Origin of the sequence: Pseudomonas lurida (genome assembly GCF_002563895.1) — a bacterium.
GTDB lineage: Bacteria > Pseudomonadota > Gammaproteobacteria > Pseudomonadales > Pseudomonadaceae > Aquipseudomonas > Aquipseudomonas lurida.
Genome location: NZ_PDJB01000001.1, coordinates 3,658,320 through 3,679,799 on the forward strand (window position 1 = coordinate 3,658,320; position 21,480 = coordinate 3,679,799).

The 21,480-nt window shown below is 60.7% G+C and carries 23 protein-coding genes; 7 read left to right on the forward strand and 16 right to left on the reverse strand.

Annotated features, from left to right (window positions below):
- The first annotated feature begins 37 nt into the window (after positions 1–37).
- The gene (locus ATH90_RS16410) at positions 38–928 is read left to right on the forward strand and encodes an AraC family transcriptional regulator (RefSeq protein ID WP_174555883.1); all 891 of its coding nucleotides are present in this window, start codon (positions 38–40) and stop codon (positions 926–928) included.
- 62 nt (positions 929–990) lie between these two features.
- On the opposite strand, the gene ATH90_RS16415 is transcribed toward ATH90_RS16410, so the two are convergent.
- From ATH90_RS16415 to ATH90_RS16440, 6 genes are read right to left on the reverse strand one after another with little or no spacing between them, the layout of a single operon-like run.
- Complete coding sequence (locus ATH90_RS16415; protein WP_034106599.1) at positions 991–2,733, reverse strand: ABC transporter substrate-binding protein; 1,743 nt, start codon at positions 2,731–2,733, stop codon at positions 991–993.
- 32 nt (positions 2,734–2,765) lie between these two features.
- Positions 2,766–3,038, reverse strand: a complete 273-nt coding sequence (locus ATH90_RS16420; protein ID WP_010209675.1) for a DUF2160 domain-containing protein — start codon at positions 3,036–3,038, stop codon at positions 2,766–2,768.
- Positions 3,039–3,048: 10 nt separating this feature from the next.
- Positions 3,049–3,849: a carbohydrate ABC transporter permease gene (locus tag ATH90_RS16425; RefSeq protein WP_003232361.1), complete on the reverse strand. Its 801-nt coding sequence runs from the start codon at positions 3,847–3,849 to the stop codon at positions 3,049–3,051.
- Positions 3,850–3,859: 10 nt separating this feature from the next.
- The gene (locus ATH90_RS16430; protein ID WP_005789024.1) at positions 3,860–4,726 is read right to left on the reverse strand and encodes a carbohydrate ABC transporter permease; all 867 of its coding nucleotides are present in this window, start codon (positions 4,724–4,726) and stop codon (positions 3,860–3,862) included.
- Entirely contained in the window at positions 4,723–5,820 is a 1,098-nt protein-coding gene (locus ATH90_RS16435; protein ID WP_069077682.1) for an ABC transporter ATP-binding protein, read from the reverse strand. Before ATH90_RS16435 ends, ATH90_RS16430 begins: the two co-directional genes overlap by 4 nt.
- Entirely contained in the window at positions 5,820–6,914 is a 1,095-nt protein-coding gene (locus ATH90_RS16440) for an ABC transporter ATP-binding protein (protein ID WP_012724886.1), read from the reverse strand. Before ATH90_RS16440 ends, ATH90_RS16435 begins: the two co-directional genes overlap by 1 nt.
- Before the next feature lie 352 nt (positions 6,915–7,266).
- Between ATH90_RS16440 and ATH90_RS16445 the strand changes: the two genes are divergently transcribed.
- Complete coding sequence (locus ATH90_RS16445) at positions 7,267–9,078, forward strand: sigma-54-dependent Fis family transcriptional regulator (protein WP_098466805.1); 1,812 nt, start codon at positions 7,267–7,269, stop codon at positions 9,076–9,078.
- On the opposite strand, the gene ATH90_RS16450 is transcribed toward ATH90_RS16445, so the two are convergent.
- From ATH90_RS16450 to ATH90_RS16460, 3 genes are all read right to left on the reverse strand, one after another.
- Complete coding sequence (locus ATH90_RS16450) at positions 9,075–10,007, reverse strand: FecR family protein (RefSeq protein WP_098466806.1); 933 nt, start codon at positions 10,005–10,007, stop codon at positions 9,075–9,077. The genes ATH90_RS16445 and ATH90_RS16450 overlap by 4 nt on opposite strands.
- Positions 10,004–10,546, reverse strand: coding sequence for a sigma-70 family RNA polymerase sigma factor (locus tag ATH90_RS16455; RefSeq protein WP_034106614.1), 543 nt, complete (start codon positions 10,544–10,546; stop codon positions 10,004–10,006). Before ATH90_RS16455 ends, ATH90_RS16450 begins: the two co-directional genes overlap by 4 nt.
- 194 nt (positions 10,547–10,740) lie before the next feature.
- Positions 10,741–12,858, reverse strand: coding sequence for a TonB-dependent receptor family protein (locus tag ATH90_RS16460; protein ID WP_098466807.1), 2,118 nt, complete (start codon positions 12,856–12,858; stop codon positions 10,741–10,743).
- Between the two features lie 224 nt (positions 12,859–13,082).
- Here ATH90_RS16460 and ATH90_RS29390 point away from each other — a divergent pair, with 224 nt between their 5' ends.
- Complete coding sequence (locus ATH90_RS29390; RefSeq protein WP_170041128.1) at positions 13,083–13,241, forward strand: hypothetical protein; 159 nt, start codon at positions 13,083–13,085, stop codon at positions 13,239–13,241.
- 5 nt (positions 13,242–13,246) lie between these two features.
- Complete coding sequence (locus tag ATH90_RS16465) at positions 13,247–13,873, forward strand: helix-turn-helix domain-containing protein (protein WP_034106617.1); 627 nt, start codon at positions 13,247–13,249, stop codon at positions 13,871–13,873.
- 60 nt (positions 13,874–13,933) lie between these two features.
- Here ATH90_RS16465 and ATH90_RS29610 read toward each other — a convergent pair whose 3' ends face one another.
- From ATH90_RS29610 to ATH90_RS29395, 5 genes are all read right to left on the reverse strand, one after another.
- Positions 13,934–14,437 carry a hypothetical protein gene (locus ATH90_RS29610; protein WP_170041130.1) on the reverse strand — a complete coding sequence of 168 codons (504 nt, stop codon included), beginning with the start codon at positions 14,435–14,437 and terminating at the stop codon, positions 13,934–13,936.
- Between the two features lie 275 nt (positions 14,438–14,712).
- The gene (locus tag ATH90_RS16475) at positions 14,713–14,976 is read right to left on the reverse strand and encodes a hypothetical protein (protein ID WP_034106619.1); all 264 of its coding nucleotides are present in this window, start codon (positions 14,974–14,976) and stop codon (positions 14,713–14,715) included.
- A gap of 178 nt (positions 14,977–15,154) precedes the next feature.
- A complete protein-coding gene (locus ATH90_RS16480; protein WP_098466808.1) occupies positions 15,155–15,868 on the reverse strand; it encodes a hypothetical protein in 714 nt (237 codons plus the stop codon).
- A gap of 513 nt (positions 15,869–16,381) precedes the next feature.
- Positions 16,382–16,699, reverse strand: a complete 318-nt coding sequence (locus tag ATH90_RS16485; RefSeq protein ID WP_170041158.1) for a hypothetical protein — start codon at positions 16,697–16,699, stop codon at positions 16,382–16,384.
- 5 nt (positions 16,700–16,704) lie between these two features.
- A complete protein-coding gene (locus ATH90_RS29395; protein WP_164441122.1) occupies positions 16,705–16,866 on the reverse strand; it encodes a hypothetical protein in 162 nt (53 codons plus the stop codon).
- A 193-nt stretch (positions 16,867–17,059) separates the two neighbouring features.
- Between ATH90_RS29395 and ATH90_RS16495 the strand changes: the two genes are divergently transcribed.
- The gene (locus ATH90_RS16495; protein WP_034106967.1) at positions 17,060–17,923 is read left to right on the forward strand and encodes a GGDEF domain-containing protein; all 864 of its coding nucleotides are present in this window, start codon (positions 17,060–17,062) and stop codon (positions 17,921–17,923) included.
- A gap of 18 nt (positions 17,924–17,941) precedes the next feature.
- Here ATH90_RS16495 and ATH90_RS16500 read toward each other — a convergent pair whose 3' ends face one another.
- Positions 17,942–18,856 carry a LysR family transcriptional regulator gene (locus tag ATH90_RS16500; protein WP_069077676.1) on the reverse strand — a complete coding sequence of 305 codons (915 nt, stop codon included), beginning with the start codon at positions 18,854–18,856 and terminating at the stop codon, positions 17,942–17,944.
- Positions 18,857–18,996: 140 nt separating this feature from the next.
- Here ATH90_RS16500 and ATH90_RS16505 point away from each other — a divergent pair, with 140 nt between their 5' ends.
- Complete coding sequence (locus tag ATH90_RS16505; RefSeq protein WP_034106629.1) at positions 18,997–19,392, forward strand: RidA family protein; 396 nt, start codon at positions 18,997–18,999, stop codon at positions 19,390–19,392.
- A gap of 177 nt (positions 19,393–19,569) precedes the next feature.
- Here ATH90_RS16505 and ATH90_RS16510 read toward each other — a convergent pair whose 3' ends face one another.
- Entirely contained in the window at positions 19,570–20,247 is a 678-nt protein-coding gene (locus ATH90_RS16510; protein WP_211290119.1) for a glutathione S-transferase family protein, read from the reverse strand.
- Between the two features lie 152 nt (positions 20,248–20,399).
- Here ATH90_RS16510 and ATH90_RS16515 point away from each other — a divergent pair, with 152 nt between their 5' ends.
- Positions 20,400–21,410 carry an AraC family transcriptional regulator gene (locus ATH90_RS16515; protein WP_098466810.1) on the forward strand — a complete coding sequence of 337 codons (1,011 nt, stop codon included), beginning with the start codon at positions 20,400–20,402 and terminating at the stop codon, positions 21,408–21,410.
- The last annotated feature ends 70 nt before the right edge of the window (positions 21,411–21,480 follow it).

Sequence of the window (21,480 nt, forward strand, 5' to 3'; positions counted from 1 at the left end):
TTGCGCAGCGTTCGCCAGAAGGAACAGCATGGCCAGCATGAATACTCAATTGACCGAACTGCGCGCCTTGGCCGCCAAGGCCGAAAACCGCCGCACCGAGACCGGCATCCCGCGGGTGGCGATGGTCCAGGGCGCAATCCCCGAGCATCTGCTGGCGGCCGTTTACGAGCCGATGATCAACCTGATCCTGCAGGGCAGCAAATCCCTGACGGTGGGCGACCGCACATTGCATTACGACCCGGCGACCTATTTTGTGATGTCGATCGAGTTGCCCGCCGTGGGGGTGGTGAACCCGGCGGTGACGGGCGAGCCCTACCTGGCGGTGAGCTTGACCCTTGAGCCGACAGTGCTGAACACCCTGCTCAATGACCTCCCGGCGCCCACCGGACGCAGCGAACAGGAAGCCGGTTTCTCGGTAGCGGCCGTCACGCCCGCCTTGATGGATGCCTGGGTGCGCATGCTGCGGTTGATGGGCGACCCGGTGGCGATTGCCGCCTTGGCGCCTGCGTATGAACGGGAAATCCTCTACCACGTGCTACAAGGCCCGCATGGCTGGATGTTGCGCGAGGTGGCCGCGCCGGACACCGCCATGGCGAGGGTCAGCCAGGCGATCCAATGGATCCGTCGGGACTTTGCCGAACCGATTCGTGTGCAAGCGTTGGCGCAGAAAGCGGCGATGAGCGTTTCGGCGTTCCACCGCCACTTCAAGGCGGTGACCAACCTGAGCCCGTTGCAGTATCAGAAACGCGTGCGTCTGTTGCAGGCGCGCACGTTGATGGTGGCCAGTGCCAGCAGCGTGACCAGTGCGGCATTTGAGGTGGGGTATGAAAGCGCGACCCAATTCAGCCGCGACTATGCGCGGGTGTTCGGGTTGCCGCCGGCAAGGGATACGGCGAGGATTTTGGCGGCGAACAAAGGCCAGAGGTAGAGAAGCACAACCAAAGTGGCGAGGGAGCGGGCTCCCTCGCCTGCGCTACATTTAGCAGGCGCTTACTTGCGCGCCGCCTCCCACTGCTTGAGCAGATCGTTGTAGTTCACGGTTTCGCCTTTTGGCTTCTCGTTCGCCAGTTTCGGTTTTGGCGCGCCCGGCTGGTCGAACCAGTACTGCGCGTCACGCTCGGGGTTCATTTTCGGACCGCATACCGGTTGCACCTTGGAGCGTTCCAGGCGCGTCATGATCGCGTCCTGCTCCTTGGCCAGGTTGTCGAGAGCCTGTTGCGGGGTTTTCTCGCCGCTGGCAGCGGCGGCAATGTTGCTCCACCACAGTTGCGCCAGGCGTGGGTAGTCCGGCACGTTGGTGCCAGTCGGCGACCACTCGGTCCGGGCCGGGCTGCGGTAGAACTCCACCAGGCCACCCAGTTTTGGCGCCATGTCGGTCATGGCCTGGGAATTGATGTCGGACTCACGAATCGGCGTCAGGCCAACGATGGTTTTCTTCAGCGACACGGTTTTCGAGGTCACGAACTGCGCATAGAGCCAGGCTGCGAGTTTCTGTTTCTCGGGCGTGGACTTGAGGAAGGTCCAGGAACCTACGTCCTGATAGCCCTTCTTCATGCCTTTCTCCCAGTAAGGTCCGACAGGCGACGGCGCCATGCGCCATTTCGGCGTGCCGTCGGCATTCACCACCGGCAGGCCCGGCTTGACCATGTCTGCGGTAAACGCGGTGTACCAGAAGATCTGCTGGGCGATGTTGCCCTGGGACGGCACTGGGCCGGACTCGGAGAAGGTCATGCCCGCCGCCTCGGGTGGCGCATAGGCTTTCATCCAGTCCACGTATTTTTGCGTAGCGAATACCGCGGCCGGGCCGTTGGTGTCGCCGCCGCGGGTCACGCTGGAACCCACCGGATGGCAGTCCTCCACGCGAATGCCCCACTCGTCCACAGGCAAGCCGTTGGGCAAGCCCTTGTCGCCGCCACCGGCCATGGAGAACCAGGCATCGGTGAAGCGCCAGCCCAGGGACGGGTCTTTTTTACCGTAGTCCATGTGGCCATAGATGCGCTTGCCGTCGATCTCCTTGACGTCCTCGCTGAAGAACTTGGCGATGTCTTCATAGGCCGACCAGTTCACCGGTACGCCGAGCTCGTAGCCGTACTTTTCCTTGAACTTGGCTTTCAGCTCCGGGCGCTCGAACCAGTCGGCGCGGAACCAATACAGGTTGGCGAACTGCTGGTCGGGCAACTGGTAGATCTTGCCGTCCGGCGCGGTGGTGAAGGAGATGCCGATGAAGTCCTTGATGTCCAGGGTCGGCGAGGTGAAATCCTTGCCTTCATTGGCCATCAGGTCGGTGATGGACTCGGTCTTGCCATAGCGAAAGTGCGTACCGATCAGGTCCGAGTCGTTGACCCAGCCGTCATAGATGTTCTTGTCGGACTGCATCTGGGTTTGCAGCTTCTCCACCACGTCGCCTTCCTGCAGCAGATCGTGGGTCAGCTTGATCCCGGTGATTTCACTGAAGGCCTTGGCCAGCACCTTGGACTCGTACTCGTGGGTGGTGAGGGTTTCCGACACCACATTGATCTTCATCCCACGGAACGGTTCGGCAGCCTTGATAAACCACTTCAGTTCCGCGAGCTGCTGGTCAGCCGTGAGGGTGGACGGTTTGAACTCGCTGCCGATCCATTTTTTCGCGGCATCTTCGTACGCATCGGCCCAGGCCGAGGCGCTCAAACCGCTCAGGGCCAGTACGGCGGCCAATGAAATGCTATGTCGCAGCTTATTGTTCTTATTCAACATAGAGACCTCCTGGTTGTTTATTCATAAGGGCACTAGCCCCAACGCATCACACTCAACAGCCATACCAGGGAGAGCGCGGACGCCACCCAGATGCTCCAGTCAGTAACGCCGATAACCAGCAAATGCAGGTAGGCGCTGCCGAGAAGACCGATAAACAAGCGATCACCACGGGTGGTGCTGATCGGTAAAAAACCACGCCGGGGGATGCTCGGCGAGCGCAGTTCCCAAGTGGTCATGCCCGCGAGGATCAGGGCTATGGCACCAAAGAACAGCGCGGTGGGGGTGGTCCAGGCCATCCATTCCATCATCGACTCCTCAGACCCGGCCCAGGGCAAAGCCCTTGGCCACGTGGTTGCGAACAAACCAGATCACCAGCATGCCGGGAAGGATAGTCAACACCCCCGCCGCCGCCAGCACGCCCCAATCGATACCCGACGCCGAGACCGTGCGCGTCATCACCGCCGCGATGGGCTTGGCATTGACCGAGGTCAGGGTGCGCGCCAGCAGCAGTTCGACCCAGGAAAACATGAAGCAGAAAAACGCGGTCACACCAATGCCGGAGCCGATCAACGGGATGAAAATCTTCACGAAGAACTTAGGAAACGAGTAGCCATCAATGTAGGCGGTTTCGTCGATTTCCTTGGGCACCCCGGACATGAAACCTTCCAGGATCCACACCGCCAACGGCACGTTGAACAGGCAATGGGCCAGGGCCACGGCGATGTGCGTGTCAAACAGGCCGATGGACGAATACAGCTGGAAGAACGGCAGCAGGAACACCGCCGGTGGCGCCATGCGGTTGGTCAGCAGCCAGAAGAACAGGTGCTTGTCGCCCAGGAAACGGTAGCGCGAAAACGCATAGGCGGCCGGCAGCGCCACGCTCAGGGAGATCACCGTGTTCAGGCTCACGTAGTACAGCGAGTTGAGGTAACCGGTGTACCAGCTAGGGTCGGTGAAGATCACCTTGTAGTTGGCCAGGGTAAAATCCTGCGGAAACAACGTCAGACCACCGAGGATTTCTGTATTGCTCTTGAAGGACATGTTCAGCAGCCAGTAGATCGGCACCAGCAGGAACAGGATGTAGATCAGCAGCGGTATCAGCTTTCTCTTGCTCATGTTGGCGGCCTCAGCGGTTGGCGTCGGAGTGGGTCATGGCGGTGTAGAACAGCCAGGACACCAACAGGATGATCAGGAAATACACCAGGGAAAACGCCGCAGCCGGGCCGAGGTCGAACTGGCCTACCGCCATCTGGGTCAGGGTCTGGCTCAAGAAGGTGGTGGCGTTACCCGGTCCACCGCCCGTGAGGACGAAAGGTTCGGTGTAGATCATGAAGCTGTCCATGAACCGCAGCATCACCGCAATCAGCAGTACGCTTTTCATCTTCGGCAACTGGATATGGCGGAACACCGCCCACGCCGAGGCACGATCAATCCGCGCGGCCTGGTAGTACACATCCGGAATCGCCCGTAGGCCGGAGTAGCACAGCAGCGCTACCAGCGACGTCCAGTGCCACACGTCCATCACCAGCACGGTGACCCAGGCGTCCATCGTGTTGGCCGCGTAGTTGTAGCTGATGCCCATGGCGTTTAGCGTCGATCCCAGCAAGCCGATGTCGGCACGCCCGAAAATCTGCCAGATGGTGCCTACCACGTTCCATGGGATCAGCAGCGGAATAGCGAGGATGATCAGCACCAGCGACGACCAGCGGCCCTTGGTTGGCATGGTCAGGGCGATGGCGATACCCAGCGGGATTTCGATCAGCAGTACGCAGGCCGAGTAGATGAACTGGCGCAGCAGCGAGTCATGCAGGCGCGGGTCGAGCAGCACCTGCTTGTACCAGTCGGCGCCCACGAAGTAGCGGCTGGACTGGTCGAAGATGTCCTGCACCGAGTAATTGACCACCGTCATCATCGGGATCACCGCACTGAACGCCACCAGCAGGAACACCGGCAGTACCAGCCACCAGGCCTTGTTGTTCTGCACCTTGTTCATGGCAGCACCTCCAGCAGGTAGTCGTCGGCGTACACCATCAGCCATTGCGCGGGGAAGCTGATGGAAGCCTTGCCTTCGGGCACGGGTTTGTCTTCGGCCAGGCGCACCTTGAGCAACGCACCGTCGAGGTTGAGGGTGATGATCTTGTAGGTGCCGAGGTCTTCGAGGTGAGTGACATCGGCCTGCAGGGCATCAGGGTTGTACTCGTCCCACACGTGGATGAATTCCGGGCGGATGCCGACCTGTAACTTCTTGTACTCGGTGCTGGCAATGCGTTGCTGCAGGGCCTCGGACAATGGCAGATGGGTGCCGGCAAACCGCACCCCGCCCGCCTCGGCCTGCACTTCGATCAGATTCATCCCAGGGCTGCCGATGAAATAGCCGACAAAGGTGTGGCTGGGCCGTTCGAACAGATCGCGGGGCGTGCCGAACTGCACGATCTGGCCGCCGTACATCACTGCAATCTTGTCGGCGAAGGTCGAGGCCTCCAACTGGTCGTGCGTGACGTAGACCATGGTGATGTTGAACTGCTCATGGATCTGCTTGAGCTTGCGCCGCAGTTTCCACTTGAGGTGCGGGTCGATCACCGTCAGCGGTTCATCGAACAGGATCGCCGACACGTCGTCACGCACGAGGCCACGGCCCATGGAGACTTTCTGTTTTTCGTCGGCGGTGAGGTTGCGGGCTTTCTTGGTCAGCAGGTTTTGCAGGTCGAGCACTTCGGCAATTTCCTGCACCTTGCTGTGAATTTTCGCCTCGGCCATGCCTTGGTTGCGCAGTGGGAACGCCAGGTTGTCGAACACCGTCATGGTGTCGTACACCACCGGGAACTGGAACACCTGGGCGATGTTACGTTTTTCCGGGGTGAGGTCGTTGACCACTTTGGTGTCAAACAGCACCTGGCCTTCGGACGGGCTGAGCAGGCCGGAAATGATATTGAGCAAGGTCGACTTGCCGCAGCCCGACGGCCCGAGCAAGGCGTAGGCGCCACCCTGCTCCCAGACGTGGTTCATTTCCCGAATGGCGTAGTCCTCAGGACCGCTGGGCGTGGGGCTGTAGCTATGCGCCAGGTTCTGCAAATGGATCTCGGCCATCAGGCAACCCTCGCGACACGGCGCCCGGGGGCCTGGACCAAACGGCCCTGGCCATCGAACACAAACAGTTTATGGGTGGGGATGTACACGCGGATCGGCGCGTCGACGTCGTACTCATGCACCCCCGGCAGGTGCAACACCAACAGGAAGTGTTCACTGCGTACATGCAGGAAGGTTTCCGAACCGCTGATCTCCGCGACCTCCACGGTGACGGCCAGCTCCAGGTCGTCATCGTTGCTCGGCACCAGGCTGATGTGGCTGGGGCGTACGCCGAACCGGAACTCGCCTTCGCCGATGGGGCGCAGGTCGACGTTCAGCGGGAAGTGCACGAAATTGGCGAAGCTGACTTCATTGCCGCTGATACGCCCCGGCATCAGGTTGATGGGCGGCTCGGAAAACAGCTCGGCGGCCAGCACGGTCTGCGGCTGGTGATAAACCTCCGCCGCCTTGCCACTCTGGATCACCCGGCCTTCGTGCAGGATGGTGGTGGTGCCACCCAGGGCCAAGGCTTCGTTGGGCTCGGTGGTGGCGTAGATGGCGATGGTATGGCGCGCGGCGAACAACTCGCGCATTTCCTGGCGCAGTTCTTCGCGCAATTTGTAGTCCAGGTTTACCAGCGGTTCATCGAACAGGATCAGTTCGGCATCCTTGACCAGCGCGCGGGCCATGGCCGTGCGTTGCTGCTGGCCGCCCGAGAGTTCCAGCGGATGACGCTGCAGGAACTTCTCGATGCGCAGCATCTTCGCGGTTTCCAGCACCTTGCTCTGGATCAGCTCGTTGGATACACCGGCCTGGCGCAAGGGCGAGGCGATGTTCTCGAACACGGTCATGGTCGGGTAGTTGATGAACTGCTGATACACCATCGACACGTTGCGCAGGCGCACCGGTTTTTGCGTGACATCCACACCGTTCATCAGGATGCGGCCGCTGTCGGGCTTGTCCAGCCCGGCCATCAGGCGCATCAGGCTGGTCTTGCCGGACAGGGTGCGGCCGAGCAGGACGTTGAAGGAGCCGGCTTCGAAACGCAGGTTGGCGTCGTCGATCCAGGTCTGGCCTTCGACAACGCGGGAGACATGTTCCAGGGTCAATGACATGACACGACCTTTTTATTATTGGAATGAATCTGGCCAGGTGTCAGAGCGAGTTTCGTGCCAAAACGGCAAGTGTTTGATGTGCAAGGAAATGCGGTAAAAGCGATGTTCGGGAGTGAACAATCTGACTGAACAACTGAACAGATCAGGGGTTGACAATGAACAGTTCTGAACAACACTCTCATGAACAACACAGGGCAAATGTGGGCGCGGGCTGGCCCGCGAATGCGGTGGACCAGTCGACCGAGTACCGACTGGCCTGGCGCATTCGCGAGCCAGCCCGCTCCCGCATTTTGCACCGGTGTTTTCAGGTAGATTGTGCACGCCCAATAACAATAAAAACGCAGGTCACCCCATGGCCGAACCACTGGCTCACGACACCCTTATCCAGGAATCCTGGCGCCGTTGCCGCGCCTTCGGCCTGGACCACCAGAGCACGCCCAGCTTCGACCAGCTCCCCGCCGAGGGCATCAGCCAATTGCTGGAGAGCCAGCACTCGCTGGTGCAGACCACTCACCAGGAAGTGCTGCCCTACTACGAAAACATCCTCAGCAACTCCAATTGCCTGATCATGCTGGCCGACAACCAGGGCCAGGTGCTGACCAGTTGGGGGACCCAGCGCTTTATCGAACCCAAGCTGGCCAGGGGCTTCAACCCCGGTGCCAGCTGGATGGAGCGCTCCAGCGGCACCAATGCGATTGGCACCGCGCTGGCGTGTGCCCAAGCGGTGCACATTGAACACGATGAACACTTTCTCAAGGCCAACCGTTTCATGACCGGCTCGGCGGCACCGATCTTTGATGCCCAGCGCGAGATCATCGCGGTGCTGGACGTGTCCAGCGACAGCTACCTGCCGCCCTCCCACACCCTGGGCATGGTCAAGATGATGAGCCAGACCGTGGAGAACCGGCTGATCCTCAACCTGTTTCGTGGCGAGCACTTCCAACTGACCTTCAACACGGGCCTGAGTAACCTGGATAGCCAGTGGGCCGGCCTGCTGATCTTTGATGAAAGCGGCCAGGTGCTGTCGGCCAATCGGCGTGCCGACAACCTGCTGGGCATCAGCTTGTCGCGGGTGATGATCGACAGCCTGTTCAAGGTGTCGCTGCTGGAGTTGTTGAACCAGCCGGAAGGGCTGCCCTTCTCCCTCCAGGCGGCGGGACGCAATCGATTCCAGTGTCTGTTGAAGCGGCCCAGGCAGATGCCGGTGCAGGCGCGGGTGTTCACTGAGCCGACGCCACCGACGCCTACCTCAATTGGCCTCAAGACCTTGCACTTCGGCGATGTGCGCGTGGAGAAAGCCGTGCGCCAGGCCGAGCGCTTGCTGGAAAAGGACATCCCGCTGCTGATCCACGGTGAAACCGGCGTGGGCAAGGAAGTGTTCGTCAAAGCCCTGCACCAGGCCAGTTCGCGCAGCCAGAAGGCGTTCATCGCGGTGAACTGCGCGGCGATTCCCGCCGAATTGGTGGAGTCGGAGCTGTTCGGCTACGAAAAAGGCGCCTTCACTGGCGCCAATCAAAAAGGCAGCATCGGCCTGATCCGAAAGGCCGACAAGGGCACGCTGTTTCTCGACGAGATCGGTGACATGCCGCTGCCCACCCAGGCCCGCTTGCTCCGGGTGTTGCAGGAGCGTTGCGTGCAGCCGGTGGGCAGCAGCGAGTTGTTCCCGGTGGATTTGCGCATCATCTCGGCCACCAACCGCGCGTTGCGCGAGCTGGTGCTGGCCGGGCGTTTTCGTGAGGATTTGTACTACCGCATCGGCGGCCTGACCCTGGAGCTGCCGCCGTTGCGTGAGCGCACCGACAAGCAGGCGTTGTTCAAGCAACTGTGGCAGCAACACCGTGAACCGACGCAATGGGCGGGCCTGAGCGCTGAAGTGTTGGCGCTGTTCGAACAGCACCCATGGCCGGGGAATTTACGCCAGGTAAGCAGCGTGCTGCAGGTGGCACTGGCCATGGCCGAGGAACAACCGATCCGCCCGGAGCACCTGCCGGACGATTTCTTTGTGGATCTGAAAGTGGCGCCACCGCCGCCTGCCAGTGAGTACCTGGATGACAGCATTGACCTGAACCAGCGCTTGAAGGCCGCCGGTGGCAACATCTCCCACCTGGCGCGGGAACTGGGCGTGAGCCGCAATACCTTGTACAAGCGTCTGCGCCAACACTAGCGCGGCTTGACCACCACCAGCAGGTCGGTGAAGTACTCCACCTGGATCGGCAGGTTGTCCGCCAGTGACGACAGTGCCGCCGCGGTGTCGTCAAGCTTGAACACACCGGACACCCGCAGGTTCTGCAGGGCCTGGGGGTCAAAGCGCAACATACCGTGGCGGTAGCTGGCGAGGGTTTGCAGTACCTCGCTCAGGGGTTGGTCGTTGACCTTGAGCAGGCCACGGGTCCAGGCGTCGGGGTCGCTGCTGCCGATGGCTTGCGGCGGTTGGGCGCGACCATGGTCGAGGACCGAACGCTGGCCAGCCGCTACCTTGACCCCCTCGCGGGTGTCGCCTTTGACCGCCACCGTGGACTCGATCACTGTGACCACCGTGGTGCCGTCTGCCGCACGCTTGACCAGATAACGCGTGCCCAGCGCAGTGGCCGTACCCTGGTCGGTGCGGACCACGAAAGGCCGTTGCGCATCCTTGGCCACGTCTACCCAGAGCTCGCCTTGCAGCAGTTCGATCACCCGTTGATGGCCATCGAACTTCACGTCCACCGCGGAGTTGCTGTTGAGTTGCAACTGGCTGCCGTCCTCGAGGGCGATCTGCCGGCGCTCGCCGACGCCGGTGCGCTGGTCGGCCATCCAGATCGGCAAGTGTTGCAGACCCAGCCAGCCGCACACGACCACGCCAAGCAAACCCACCACCTGCGCGCCACGCGGACGTCGCGGGGTGAATGCACGGTTGAGGGCAATGCGCGCGGGCTTGGCCGGTAACGCATCGAGGCTGCCCCACACCGCACTCATGCGCTCAATGGCCACCGCGTGGCGCGGGTCGGCCTGGCGCCACGCGTTGAATGCCTGGCGGTCGGCGTCGGTGACGGCTTCGTCGTGCAGGCGCGTGAGCCACTGTGCCGCCTGCTGGATGATCTGTTCGGAACTCATGCCAGCGGGTCTGCCGGGTGCAGGCTGTGGTAGCAATGCACCAGGGCGCTGGAGATGTAGTTTTTGACGGTGCTGGAAGACACGTCCAGGCACGTGGCGATTTCGCTGTAGGTCAGGCCATCGAGGCGACTCAACAGGAATGCTTCGCGGGCCTTGGCAGGCAGCCCGGCGAGCATCTCGGCGATGCGTTCGAGGGCTTGCAGTGCCACGTGAATCGCGGCCGGGTCGGGCATGCCGGCGTCTTCACACTGGATCGCGAGGGCTTCCATATAGGCTTTTTCGATACGGCGGCGTCGGGCGCCGTCGATCAACAGCCGACCTGCAGTGGTGGCCAGGAAAGCGCGAGGCTCCTTGATCGCCTGCGGCTCGGCCAGCATCAAGACACGGATGAACGCGTCATGGGCCAGGTCGGCAGCATGTTGGGAGCAGCCGAGTTTCTTGCGCAGCCAGCCGTGCAACCAGCCGTGGTGCTCGCTGTACATCGCCGTGAGGGTCTGCTGCCGGACGGAGTCGCCCAGCGCGGCGGGAATGTCATGCATGCGCAAAAAGATCTCAAATGGGAAATGTTACCAATTGCGCAAACAATGCCAGTAAAACGGTGCAGGAGCAAGGGCCTACCCCTGCGCTGAAAACACCGCGAATCGAATAGGCGAGCTGGCGTGCCTGCGATGCGGTGTGTCAATTAAAGCCGCATCGACTCAATCACCACCTAGCAGGCAAGCCCGCGCGCGCATCAGCGCCAGCTCCACGACACGCCGGTGTAGATGCCACGGCCATCCGCCGGTGTGGACCGCGCGACATCCAACCCTTTGTCGTCGTAGCCCGGCGTAACGGTATTGGCGTAACGACGGTTGGTCAGGTTGCGCAGGTCGACCCAGGCTTGCCAGTCTTGCTTGGGCGCGGCGTAGCCGAAGGTGGCGCCAAGCAGGGTGTAGGACGCGGCGTAGTAGGAATTGGCGTAGTCCACCGCCACCCTTGATGAATGCTCGGTGTTCAGGCTGGTGTAGAAGCCGGTCGGATGGCTGTAGCGCAGCTGCGCCTGGTAGTAATGCTTGGGAATGCCCGGCAAGGTGTTGTCGCCGAAGCGGTCATCGTCACGGTAGTGGAAGTCGCTGAAGGTATAGGCTTGGCGCAGGGCGACCTGGCCATTGCGGCCACCGTCCCACAACGGGCTGAGCAGGCCCAGCTCCACACCTTGGTGCACCGTGGGGCTGGCGTTGGACTCGGCGACGATGGCATTGCTGGTGGAGGTCTGGGCCTGGGTTTCCACGGTGAGCAGTTCGTGGCGCACTTCGGAGCGATACAGTGCCAGGTCCCATTGGCCGAGCCAGGCTTCGCCACGCCCGCCGATTTCGAGGGTGGTGGCGGTCTGGTTTTTCAGGCTCACGCCTTCGCGCTGTAAGCCGGTGGCCGCTCCGCTGCCTGCGGGGAAGTATTTGTTGGACCCCCAGATCATCGACCAGGCGTGCGGCGGCTCCACCGAGCGGCTCAGGTTGCCGTACACCTGCAATTGCGGGGTGAAGTCATAGCGCAGGCCGAGGCGCGGCGCGTAGTCCCAGTCGTGCTGGCTAAGCGGCGCCTGGCCTTCGGGATAGGTGACCTGGGTTTCACGGCGGGTGTAGATCGCGGCCAGGCCAGTGGTCAGCCACAGGTCCGGAACCAGCTCGAGGTCGTTGCCGATATGCAGCACGGTATCGGAGCCCAGGTAGCTGTAGTCGCGGGTCTTGGTGCCGGGGGCGTAGGGGGCGGTGTTGCCAGCGGGCGTACGCACATACTCCGAGGCGCCGTTGTTAGGCATCGCCTGGGTGGTGCGCAGACCGAGTGTGGTTTTGCTGTCGTGGCCGAACAGCGTGTCCTGGCGGATGTAGTTGAGGGTGCTGCTGATATCGGTGTAGGCGACTTTCAGGCGGTTGGTGCCTTCGCGCAGGTCCATCGGGTAGTCGTGGTAGGCCAGTCCGACCTCGACACGGGCATTGTCGTCCAGCTGCAGGGTGGTCTTGTTGGCGATCCAGGTGGAGCCCGGCTGCAGGCGCTTGGAATCGCGGGCAGCGTTGAGGCTGTTGGCCGCGCGCGGGTCATGGCTGATCTGGTTACGCGTGAGCTTGCCCGGGGTGTCGTTGGTGGTTTCGCGGTAGCGGAAATAGAAGCGGGTTTCCAGGTCCGGGTTGAAACGGTAGCCGAAGTTGGCGGCCACACCCTTGCCGGTGGCCGCGCTCTGGCGCTGGTAGCCGTCGGACTCGGAGTCCGTGAGGCTGATGTAGTAGTCGACATCTCCCAGCACCTGGCCCGAACTGATCTCACGCTGTGCATAGCCTTTGCTGCCCGCTTCGTAGCGCAGTTGCAGCTTGGGTGCGTCATAGCCCGTGCGCGTGACGTAGTTGACCGCGCCGCCGAGGGCGAGTGCGCCCTGGTCAAAACCGTTGGCGCCGCGCAGCACTTCGACACGGCTTTGCCACAAGGGGTCTTTCAACTCGTAGGGGGTGCCGCCGGGGCCAGTCAGCGGCAGGCCGTCGAACATTTCATATAAACCGGAGGCATGGGAGCCGGGGCTGCGGTTCAGGCCCGAACCACGAATCGAGAGTTTCACCCCTTCGTTATTCGCCGCCTTGGCGTACACCCCAGGCTGGTATTTGAACACGTCTTCGTTGGTGCTCACCCGCCCCTGCTGCACGCTGTCCATGTCGATGTAGTTGGTAGCGCCCGGCACGCTCTGGAGCTGCGCCTGGGCCACTTCGCCGGCGCTGGCTTCGCTGCTGGTGACTTCGACCGGGGCCAATTGCAGGTCTTCGGCGTGCACCAGTGAGCTTAACGTCAGGGCGGCAAACAGGAGCGGAGGTTGGCGCAACAGCATGGGGGCAAATCCTTGGAATTCGGGGGGCACGTGGTGGGAAGACAGGGACGCCCGCCAGGTCACTCCTTATTAACGGACCAGACCTTTCCCACAACAGCATCGGACGCGGAATTTTCGCTAAGTCCGAAATCGAATTAACACATGCAAACTCAGTATTTAAGGAAATAACCGTCACGCATTACTGTGGAGCCACTGAGTTACCCCTGTACCACGAGACCGCCCTCATGCAGACATCCGCCACCGTCATCGACTTCTCGCTCCACCGTAAACGCCGCCAGGCGCGTGCAACCGCTGAGTTGATGTGGGCGATGTACGCGGCGCGTGCCGGGCTGGCGGTGTTTACCGCCCAGGCTACCTCGCCCAGCGACACTCGCCGGGCGTAAGGCCGATGAATTTCCTGCACGTGCTCCCCGAACCCCCTGCCCCCCTGCCCAAGCCCAGCCCTGACGACGATGTGATCAGCCTGTGCGTCGCCCATAACCTGCAACGCCTGCGTAGCAAACGCCACTTGTCCCTGGATGGCTTGGCGCGCGCCTGCGGCGTGAGCCGGGCGATGCTGGCGCAGATCGAATCCGGGCGCAGCGTGCCGTCGATCAAGGTGCTGTGCAAGATTGCCAAGGGCTTGAAGGTGTCAGTCGCCGCGTTCCTGGAAGACCGCGCCTTCGAGGGAGTGGAAGTGCTGCCGGCGCAACAGAGCAAGCGCCTGGTGAGTGCCGATGGCGCGTTTATCAGCCGTGCCTTGTTCCCCTACGATACTGCTCGGCAATCCGAGTTCTACGAGATTCGCCTGCGAGCGCTGGGCGAGGAAGTTTCCGAAGGCCATGGCCCTGGCATCCAGGAAAACCTGGTGGTGGCCCAAGGCGTTTTGGAAGTGAGCGTCAACGACGAGCGCTACCTCCTGTCCACCGGGGACTCGATCTTGTTCTACGCCGACCAGCCCCACCGCTACCGTAACCCGGCGGACAGCGAAGCAGTGGCGTTTCTGGTGATTACCTATCCAGAACGCCTGGATTGACCTGGATGAAAATGCACAACGCCCCGACTAATCGGGGCGTTTTTTTTAGCGCGAGACCTATCAGCAGGTGCAGCACATCATCGGCATGCCGTTGCAGCTCATCATCATTGGCATGGCGCAGTCGTTCATCATTTTGTTCATGAGCATGCAGCAGTTTTCCATCATGGCCATGCTCATGCCCGGCATTGGCATCATCTTGCAGATCATGCTGTCGCCCATCAGGGTGCACTCCATCACGCAGTTCATCATCGGCATCGGCATCGGCATGCCCATCATTGGCATCATGTTCATGCCTGTCATCATGGCCATAGCGTCAGCCGACATGCCCATCATGGACATGTTGGCGCACTGCATCATCATCGGCATGCCACAGTTCATCATCATCGCCATCATTTCGGCGTTGGTCTTGAACTGAGCCATGTCCATCCCGGCAGCCGGCTTCATGGTGCACATCATGGCGTCCGCGGCCATTTCGCACTGCATGGTTGCCATCATCATCGGCATGCCCATCATCGGCATCATAGGCATGGACGTGTTCATTGGCATCTGCATGGCGTTCATCATCTTCGAAACTCCGTAATCGACAGGAAATGAGTCAGTTCTGGTGCCGATTCTAGAGGTGCCAGACGGCGACGCAAGACGCCGACGGAGCAGCAGGAATGGATGTTAGGAAGCAGGCTTGGCGCAAGAAACAGTGGTGCAGGATGTGATGTTCGTCATTGCGTCGCTATTGCATCCGGACTGACTGCTAAGCGTGCCAGATCGACGCCATGGATATTCGATCCTGGAATCTCGTCCAACCTTATGGAAATAAACGATATAACACGCTGTGCCCCACCTCAGTATTTGCCCAGCGCTTGCATCAGTTCCTCTGCTTCCGACCCTGGCGGCAGCCGGAAACCTTTCATTTCATCCGCAGCCAGGATCTCGTCCAACGCCTCGAGCAACTGCGCCTCGGTCGGCGCGTCACGCAGCAGCTTGTGTGCTGGCAGCAACAGTTCCGAGGCAACACCCTGGACACTTGCCGCATCGATCACGGCAAAAAGGATAAAGCGCAAACGTATTTCGCGATCACCAGGCCAAACCGTTTTTCGCTTACCCATGCTGGAGGCCTCTACTTTTCGGAAAAATCCGAGGCTATTGATGACCGCAGGGTGTTTCAAGCAGAGGGAGACAAGATAGGCAACTTCCTACAGAAGAAAGAGAAACCCCGTACCCACCCTTCAAGAGGGCCAAGTGTTCATGCGTCTGGCTGACAGGTCTCGCGCCACCGTCAAACAATCATTGCACCGGTAGGAAATTCATCAGCAACAAGCTCTGCGCATAGTTGAGACCGATGCGCCGGTAGCGCTCATCGAGCATCTGGGTCAGCAAGTCAAGGCGCGCCACGATCTTGCCGAACTCCACCGCGAAACTCAGGTTGCTGCCCTCCTCCGATATCTCGTTGGAAAACAGCAGCAGCACGCCATTCGCATCCTGGCGCTGGCTCAGCAGCCAGGTGGCCTTCTCGATATTACGCGCGGCATTGCTGACGAACTGCGGGTTGATCGAATCGGTGATGTAGAACTCGGTGCGTCCACCGTGAGCCGTCACGATCATGCTGCCAATCGCATAGATAAACGCGCCTACCCGGTCGCCCTTGAACTCGGGGCTCAAGGAATAACTCAGCGCCACCAGATCACGACGCTCCCCCAGGGCCGGTAGCGCGCGACGTTGCTCGATGGCTTGGCGAATCTCCCGCGCAGCCGTGACAGCATCCGGATAACCCGACTGACGCCACTGGCTGGGATTACGCAGATAGAGCTTGTTCATCAGCAGATACAAGCTTTGCAGGTTGTCGCGCATACCCAGCGTGGCCATGCGATCGACACTGGTCTGGAAGAACTCATCGGGCTTGCCATTGCTGAACTGCTTGGCGATATCCCGACCCTGTTGCTGGCTGCAACCGCTGGCACAGAGCATCAGCACGGCGGCCAGCAACAAGGGCTGGCGCATCCGTCGACGGTTGAAATTAGGAAACGTGCGATCCATCGGCACCCGATCTGGTTCATCTGCCCACGCGGGAATCGGCGGGGCTGCGACAGAGATAGAGCGGAGAAATCAAAAAAAGTGCAGTGAAGGGGGGAGATAGTTGTAGACCGATACCGCCTGGCGGGTGAATGGGCTCCAGCGTGAAGAATTCATTTCAGGCTCTATACTGAGCGCAACAGCTGCGTGTGTTGTTGGCGATCCAGGGTGGTATCTCAACCTTTGAACGGCCTGGCGGTTTTGTCTACATCGCCCACGGCATGCTCACCAGCAGTTGTACATGAGGTGACGGCAATGAAACATCCCATTCGAGCTCAGATGGTTGTTCAGATGATTTGCCTGCTGTCGGTGGCTCAGCTTTTTTGTTGAGCGGCGTTCTACCGCCTTGATCTTCGCGCCGGCGTTGCGGCACGGGAAGGTATTGCCTGCTATTAACAGGTGAGCTGTCCCGGCGACCCCGTGCCGGGACAGACTCTGCACCTACAGCAACACCGTGGCCAGCATGCCTAGGGCGCCCAGGCAAAACCCGATCAATGCGCCTCGCCCGGGGACTTCATGGAACAGCGCCCAGATCACCACAGGCTCCAGCACCAATAACGAGGTGATCGATACCACCGTGACCACCCAGATGTCACCGACCGCCCGATACCCCAGCCAATACGCCCCCAACAGACACAGCCCGGCCAAGCACATCACCACCACCGGCATGATGAACCCCTGCCATGACCCGTCGCCTGCCTGGGCCAGCTTGGCAGTTACCACCTCGCTGTAGATTGCACAAAACTCACCGACGACCATCAACCCTAGAGCAGAAACTCCGAGTAATTCTTTGGACATATCAAAAACTCCTTCGTATTCAACGCACTATTTTTCAACTCCCAGCTGGCGATGCCGCTGCCGAGGGTTTCGTTGCAGAGATACGAAGCAGCCTTGAACAGGCCTGAGTTACCGAAGTGCTTTTGCATGCTCATGTCCTTTATAGGGGGTGAGGCTTGGCGACCTTGTAGGTCGGCCCTCCCGATCATACGTTCCGTCAGCGGTTTTGAACAATCAGGGCTCGGCGGGCCTGAAAAGCATTAAAAATGTGCAGGCTCCTTCGCCGCCTCCCTTCATGATCGGGCTATGATCGGCACCTATGAACCGGACGCCCGATGCCCCATGCCTGTCGACCTGCAAGCCCTCTACCCCAAACTGATCCACTTGATGCTGGATACGGTCTTCGTCGTCGACGGCGACAACGTGATTGTCTTCGTGAGCGATGCCTGTGAGGCACTGCTCGGCTACCCAGCCGAAGCGTTGACGGGCACCCTGATCACCCACTACATGCACCCGGAAGACCTGGCGCGCACCCGCGCCTCCATTGTCCGGGTCATGAATGGCCAACCCCATGTCGACTTTCGCAATCGCTACATCCGCAAGGATGGCAGCGTCGTGCACATCCTGTGGGCGGCCTTCTGGTCCAAGGAAGTCGGGGCGCGGATCGGCGTCGCGCGGGACGTCACCGCGCTCACCCAGGCCGAGGAGGAGCTACGCTTCCTCGCCCACCATGACCCGCTGACGGCCCTCACCAACCGCTCGCTGTTCAATGACCGGCTGGACCACGCCTTGCAAGCCGCACGGACTCACAACCACACCCTGGCGTTGCTGTTTCTGGACATCAATGACTTCAAGGCCATCAACGACGTGCACGGCCATGCCATGGGCGACCGCGTGCTCTGCGCAATTGCACGGCGACTGGAGCGTTGCGTGCGCGAGGGTGACCTGGTGGCCCGGATGGGCGGCGATGAGTTCACGGTGCTGATCACGGATATCCAGTCGCCGGATGCGGTTGACGCAAGGGTGGCGCAGATACTCGCGGTCATGGCTGAGCCGCTGGGGCCGGAGTTTGGCGGGGTGAAGATGCCATCCTGCAGCGTAGGCGTGGCGTTCTACCCGGGGGATGGGGAAGATGCGGATACGCTGTTGAGCCATGCCGATGGGGAAATGTATCGGGTGAAAAGGTTGCGGGTGGTGAGCGAGTGAAATGGATGCGCACCGGCTTCAACCACCCACCGGCGCATGCTCGGACATCAATTCCATTACCCAGTCGATAAATACCCGCACTTTGGGGCTGACATGGCGATTCGGCGGGAAGGCCAGATACATCGGCATTGGCGCCATGTGCCAGTCCTCGAACAGCGGCAGCAACTCGCCGCTGACCACGTGCGGCCTGGCCATGTAGTGCGGGAGCCATAGCATGCCCAGCCCAGCCAGGCCGGCAGCGAGGTACGCATTGCCGTCGTCGACCGTCAATTGCGGGCGGCCTTGGGCGTTGATGCGCTCCTCCCCCCTCTGCATCGCATAGGGCAAAGTTTTGCCCGTACGAAACCAGAGGAAGCCGACGGTACTGTGACTGCCCTCCTCCAGCTCACGGGGGTGCGCCGGCGTACCGAAGCGCTGCAGATAGCCGGGTGTGGCATAGATGCCGAGTTTCAAATCACCCACGTGCCTTGCCACCAGGAACTGATCGGTGATCTCACCACCACGCAACACGCAGTCAACGTTTTCGCCAATGATGTCGACGATGCGATCACTCGCGCCCACCGTCAGCTGGATTTCCGGGTAGCGTGCGAAAAAGCCCGGCAAGGCGGGTATCAGCAGCATTCGCGCCAGGGGGCTGGGTACATCCACACGCAGCCGCCCGCGCGGGGTCATCGATGCGCTGGACAGGCTTGTCTCGGCATCGTCGATATCGACCAGCAACCGCACGACGCGCTCGTAGTAGGCCGCGCCGTCGGCGGTGACGTTGACCTTGCGCGTGGTGCGGTTGAGCAGGCGCACACGCAGCCTCGCTTCCAGTTGCTGAACGAGCTGCGTCACGGTGGTCTTGCTCATGTGCAGGGTGGCTGCCGCCTTGGTGAAGCTGCCGGTTTCCACCACACGGGCAAAGGCCTGCATTGCATCGAAACGGTCCATTTCACGCCTCACTCGGGTTTAGATAGTTTGGATTCTACAAACAGTCATGACCAGAGTTGCCCGTTTATTCAGGTCGTCCTTCTTTCTACAGTGGAGACCTCGTAAACAGCGGGCCGCAACGGCCCCGAAGGAGCCATGCAATGACCAGCACACGCGATGCCATTTTCCCGGCTGACCGCCATGAACTGTACGAACGCCACCGCTACTCGCCGGCGATTCGCGCCAACGGCTTTCTGTTCGTATCCGGCCAGGTCGGCAGCCGCAAGGACGGCTCGGCCGAGCCGGACCTCGCAGCACAGGTTCGCCTGGCCTTCACCAATCTCAACGCGATCCTGGCCGAGGCCGGCAGCAGTTTCGAGGATGTGGTCGACACGACGATCTTCATCATAGACCCCGACTCCAAATTCGAAACCATCTGGGAAGTCGCGGCCGAGTACTGGGGCGAGGCGCCCTACCCCACGGCGACCGTTATCGGCGTGACCTGGTTGTCCGGCTTTGACTTCGAGATCAAGGTGATCGCCAAGCTACCCCAGTAGAACCGGCAAGCCGCCTCTACCGATCGCCGGCGCGAACAGTCTTGTTGTTCCTGGCGCGCGCCCTTCACTCTCGGTCGGTTCCTGCCTGATGTGACCGTCCGCTTCTGGCCGTTTTCTGCTGGTCTTGACCGGAAGGAAGCGGCCCGTGGCGGCCTTTGTGAAGGCTCATTTCGCGTATTAGCGCGTTGCCCCCAGCAGCGCTGCATCCATCGCTACCGCACGTTTATAAGCGTCGCGGCCCATTAATTTCTCGGCGTAAGCAAGAAACGCAGCGCTGTGCGGCAAGGTGCCCAACCCTAACCCCCAGCCGATGTGAGAGCCCACATAAACGTCAGCGGCGGTGAAACGCGCTCCGGCAATGAACGGCTGAGCCGACACTGCGCGTTCGAGTTGATCCACGGTGCGCTCGTAGCTCCCATAGCCAAAGAAGAACTCCTGGTCCGGCGTGGGGTTGAAGCCGGCGCGGTGGTTGGTTACCGCCTGCTCCAAGGGGCCCGCGGCGAAAAACATCCAACGGTAGTAGGACGCCCGCTCCGCTGCCACGGGGGCCAAGTTTGCTTCGGGGAACGCATCAGCCAGATACGCACAGATCGCGGCGGTTTCTGTTATGGTTTGCCCGTTATGCACGAGTGCGGGGATCTTCCCCATCGGGTTCACGTCGCGAAAAAAAATAACGCTGGGATCATCTGGGTCGGCTGCCGCCGGCGCTGCCAGCGCAGCACCGCCCCAGCGATCATCCTGGCTGGTCGGCTGGTAATCCAGAATGATCGTTTCATAGGTGCAGCCGATTTCTTCGAGCATCCAGCGCACCATGCGCCCGCGAGAGTTGGGATTGGTATAGAACGTCATTGTCATCGTGAGCGCCTCTTGGCCCGGTTTAGTGACGACAATGTTAAGAGCGAAGCGGCATAACCCCTTGGGCGGTTTACGCCAGAATACTTGCGGAACGCGCCATTAGCGGGCGTTTCGCTACGCACTGCCGCTCACCTGCGGTTCGGAGCATAGACATGTCGCACCTTCAGACCGGCGCCGAGCGGTGTAAATTGCCCAGAGTATTCTGGCAGTCGATAGAGCAATTGGGACTCGATCCCGCGTTGATTCAACATCAGGCTCAACTGCCCCATGACATTCACCTGAACGAAGCCGCTGTTATCAGCACGCGCCAGCTCTTTGCGGTTTGGAATGCTATCGAGGCGCTTTCTGCAGACCCCTCCTTCGCGATAAAAATGGTTCGCGACACGCCCAGTGCGAAACACAAAATGGCATTCCTCGCCGCGTTATATGGCGCCGACTTGCGCGACGCAATTGCGAGGTATTCCCGCTTCAAACGCCTATGCAGTCCCGACCAGATTTGCATCGAAGAGCGTCAGGGCAATGTGTCATTCACCATTCAGTGGCCTTCTGGTACGGGGCCGGCACCTTTCGCCTCAGTGGACGCTGGATTTGCTCTGTTACTGGAACTAGGTCGACGAGGCACCGGCAAACACTTGGTGCCCGTCCAATTGAGTTTAAGACGGCCAACGCCGACCCCGGAAACCCATTCGATTTATTTCGGTTGCCCCATTCGCTACGGCGCGGACCGTGACGAGTTGACCGTGAGCGCCGCCGACCTCGATTTACCGTTTCTTGAACACAATCCGGACGTATTGCACATGATGACCCCCGGCCTTACTGCCGCAATGCGAGAAATTGAGGCTCCCGCAGGATTCCGTGAGCAGGTCATTGAATTGCTGAAAAGAGCCCTGGCGGCGGGGCGGCCAAGTTTGCAGAATCTCGCCCAAGAACTCTTGCAGAGCGAGCGAACGTTACAACGACGATTAGCGTCGGAGGGTACGACGTTCAGCGCACTGCTCAACGAGGCTCGGCGCCAAGTCGGATTTCATTTGCTTGCTGATACGACCCTTGAACTGAAAGAGGTGGCTTATCTGCTCGGTTACGAGGACGTCAACTCTTATTACCGGGCGTTTCGCCAATGGGAGAAGGTTTCACCCAGTCAGTGGCGACTGTCCAATACATGAAGTGTGACGCTGGCGGTGTGTGGGCGGGGATGTTCGCTTTTGGCCGCAAGCGGACGTTCATCGCCGCATG

Excerpts from the sequence above, each read along its gene's own strand:
- ATH90_RS16410 (WP_174555883.1), top strand. The coding sequence starts at position 38 with ATGAATACTCAATTGACCGAACTGCGCGCCTTGGCCGCCAAGGCCGAA.
- ATH90_RS16415 (WP_034106599.1), bottom strand. The coding sequence starts at position 2,733 with ATGTTGAATAAGAACAATAAGCTGCGACATAGCATTTCATTGGCCGCC.
- ATH90_RS16420 (WP_010209675.1), bottom strand. The coding sequence starts at position 3,038 with ATGGAATGGATGGCCTGGACCACCCCCACCGCGCTGTTCTTTGGTGCC.
- ATH90_RS16425 (WP_003232361.1), bottom strand. The coding sequence starts at position 3,849 with ATGAGCAAGAGAAAGCTGATACCGCTGCTGATCTACATCCTGTTCCTG.
- ATH90_RS16430 (WP_005789024.1), bottom strand. The coding sequence starts at position 4,726 with ATGAACAAGGTGCAGAACAACAAGGCCTGGTGGCTGGTACTGCCGGTG.
- ATH90_RS16435 (WP_069077682.1), bottom strand. The coding sequence starts at position 5,820 with ATGGCCGAGATCCATTTGCAGAACCTGGCGCATAGCTACAGCCCCACG.
- ATH90_RS16440 (WP_012724886.1), bottom strand. The coding sequence starts at position 6,914 with ATGTCATTGACCCTGGAACATGTCTCCCGCGTTGTCGAAGGCCAGACC.
- ATH90_RS16445 (WP_098466805.1), top strand. The coding sequence starts at position 7,267 with ATGGCCGAACCACTGGCTCACGACACCCTTATCCAGGAATCCTGGCGC.
- ATH90_RS16450 (WP_098466806.1), bottom strand. The coding sequence starts at position 10,007 with ATGAGTTCCGAACAGATCATCCAGCAGGCGGCACAGTGGCTCACGCGC.
- ATH90_RS16455 (WP_034106614.1), bottom strand. The coding sequence starts at position 10,546 with ATGCATGACATTCCCGCCGCGCTGGGCGACTCCGTCCGGCAGCAGACC.
- ATH90_RS16460 (WP_098466807.1), bottom strand. The coding sequence starts at position 12,858 with ATGCTGTTGCGCCAACCTCCGCTCCTGTTTGCCGCCCTGACGTTAAGC.
- ATH90_RS29390 (WP_170041128.1), top strand. The coding sequence starts at position 13,083 with ATGCAGACATCCGCCACCGTCATCGACTTCTCGCTCCACCGTAAACGC.
- ATH90_RS16465 (WP_034106617.1), top strand. The coding sequence starts at position 13,247 with ATGAATTTCCTGCACGTGCTCCCCGAACCCCCTGCCCCCCTGCCCAAG.
- ATH90_RS29610 (WP_170041130.1), bottom strand. The coding sequence starts at position 14,437 with ATGATGAACGCCATGCAGATGCCAATGAACACGTCCATGCCTATGATG.
- ATH90_RS16475 (WP_034106619.1), bottom strand. The coding sequence starts at position 14,976 with ATGGGTAAGCGAAAAACGGTTTGGCCTGGTGATCGCGAAATACGTTTG.
- ATH90_RS16480 (WP_098466808.1), bottom strand. The coding sequence starts at position 15,868 with ATGCGCCAGCCCTTGTTGCTGGCCGCCGTGCTGATGCTCTGTGCCAGC.
- ATH90_RS16485 (WP_170041158.1), bottom strand. The coding sequence starts at position 16,699 with ATGGTCGTCGGTGAGTTTTGTGCAATCTACAGCGAGGTGGTAACTGCC.
- ATH90_RS29395 (WP_164441122.1), bottom strand. The coding sequence starts at position 16,866 with ATGCAAAAGCACTTCGGTAACTCAGGCCTGTTCAAGGCTGCTTCGTAT.
- ATH90_RS16495 (WP_034106967.1), top strand. The coding sequence starts at position 17,060 with ATGCCTGTCGACCTGCAAGCCCTCTACCCCAAACTGATCCACTTGATG.
- ATH90_RS16500 (WP_069077676.1), bottom strand. The coding sequence starts at position 18,856 with ATGGACCGTTTCGATGCAATGCAGGCCTTTGCCCGTGTGGTGGAAACC.
- ATH90_RS16505 (WP_034106629.1), top strand. The coding sequence starts at position 18,997 with ATGACCAGCACACGCGATGCCATTTTCCCGGCTGACCGCCATGAACTG.
- ATH90_RS16510 (WP_211290119.1), bottom strand. The coding sequence starts at position 20,247 with ATGACAATGACGTTCTATACCAATCCCAACTCTCGCGGGCGCATGGTG.
- ATH90_RS16515 (WP_098466810.1), top strand. The coding sequence starts at position 20,400 with ATGTCGCACCTTCAGACCGGCGCCGAGCGGTGTAAATTGCCCAGAGTA.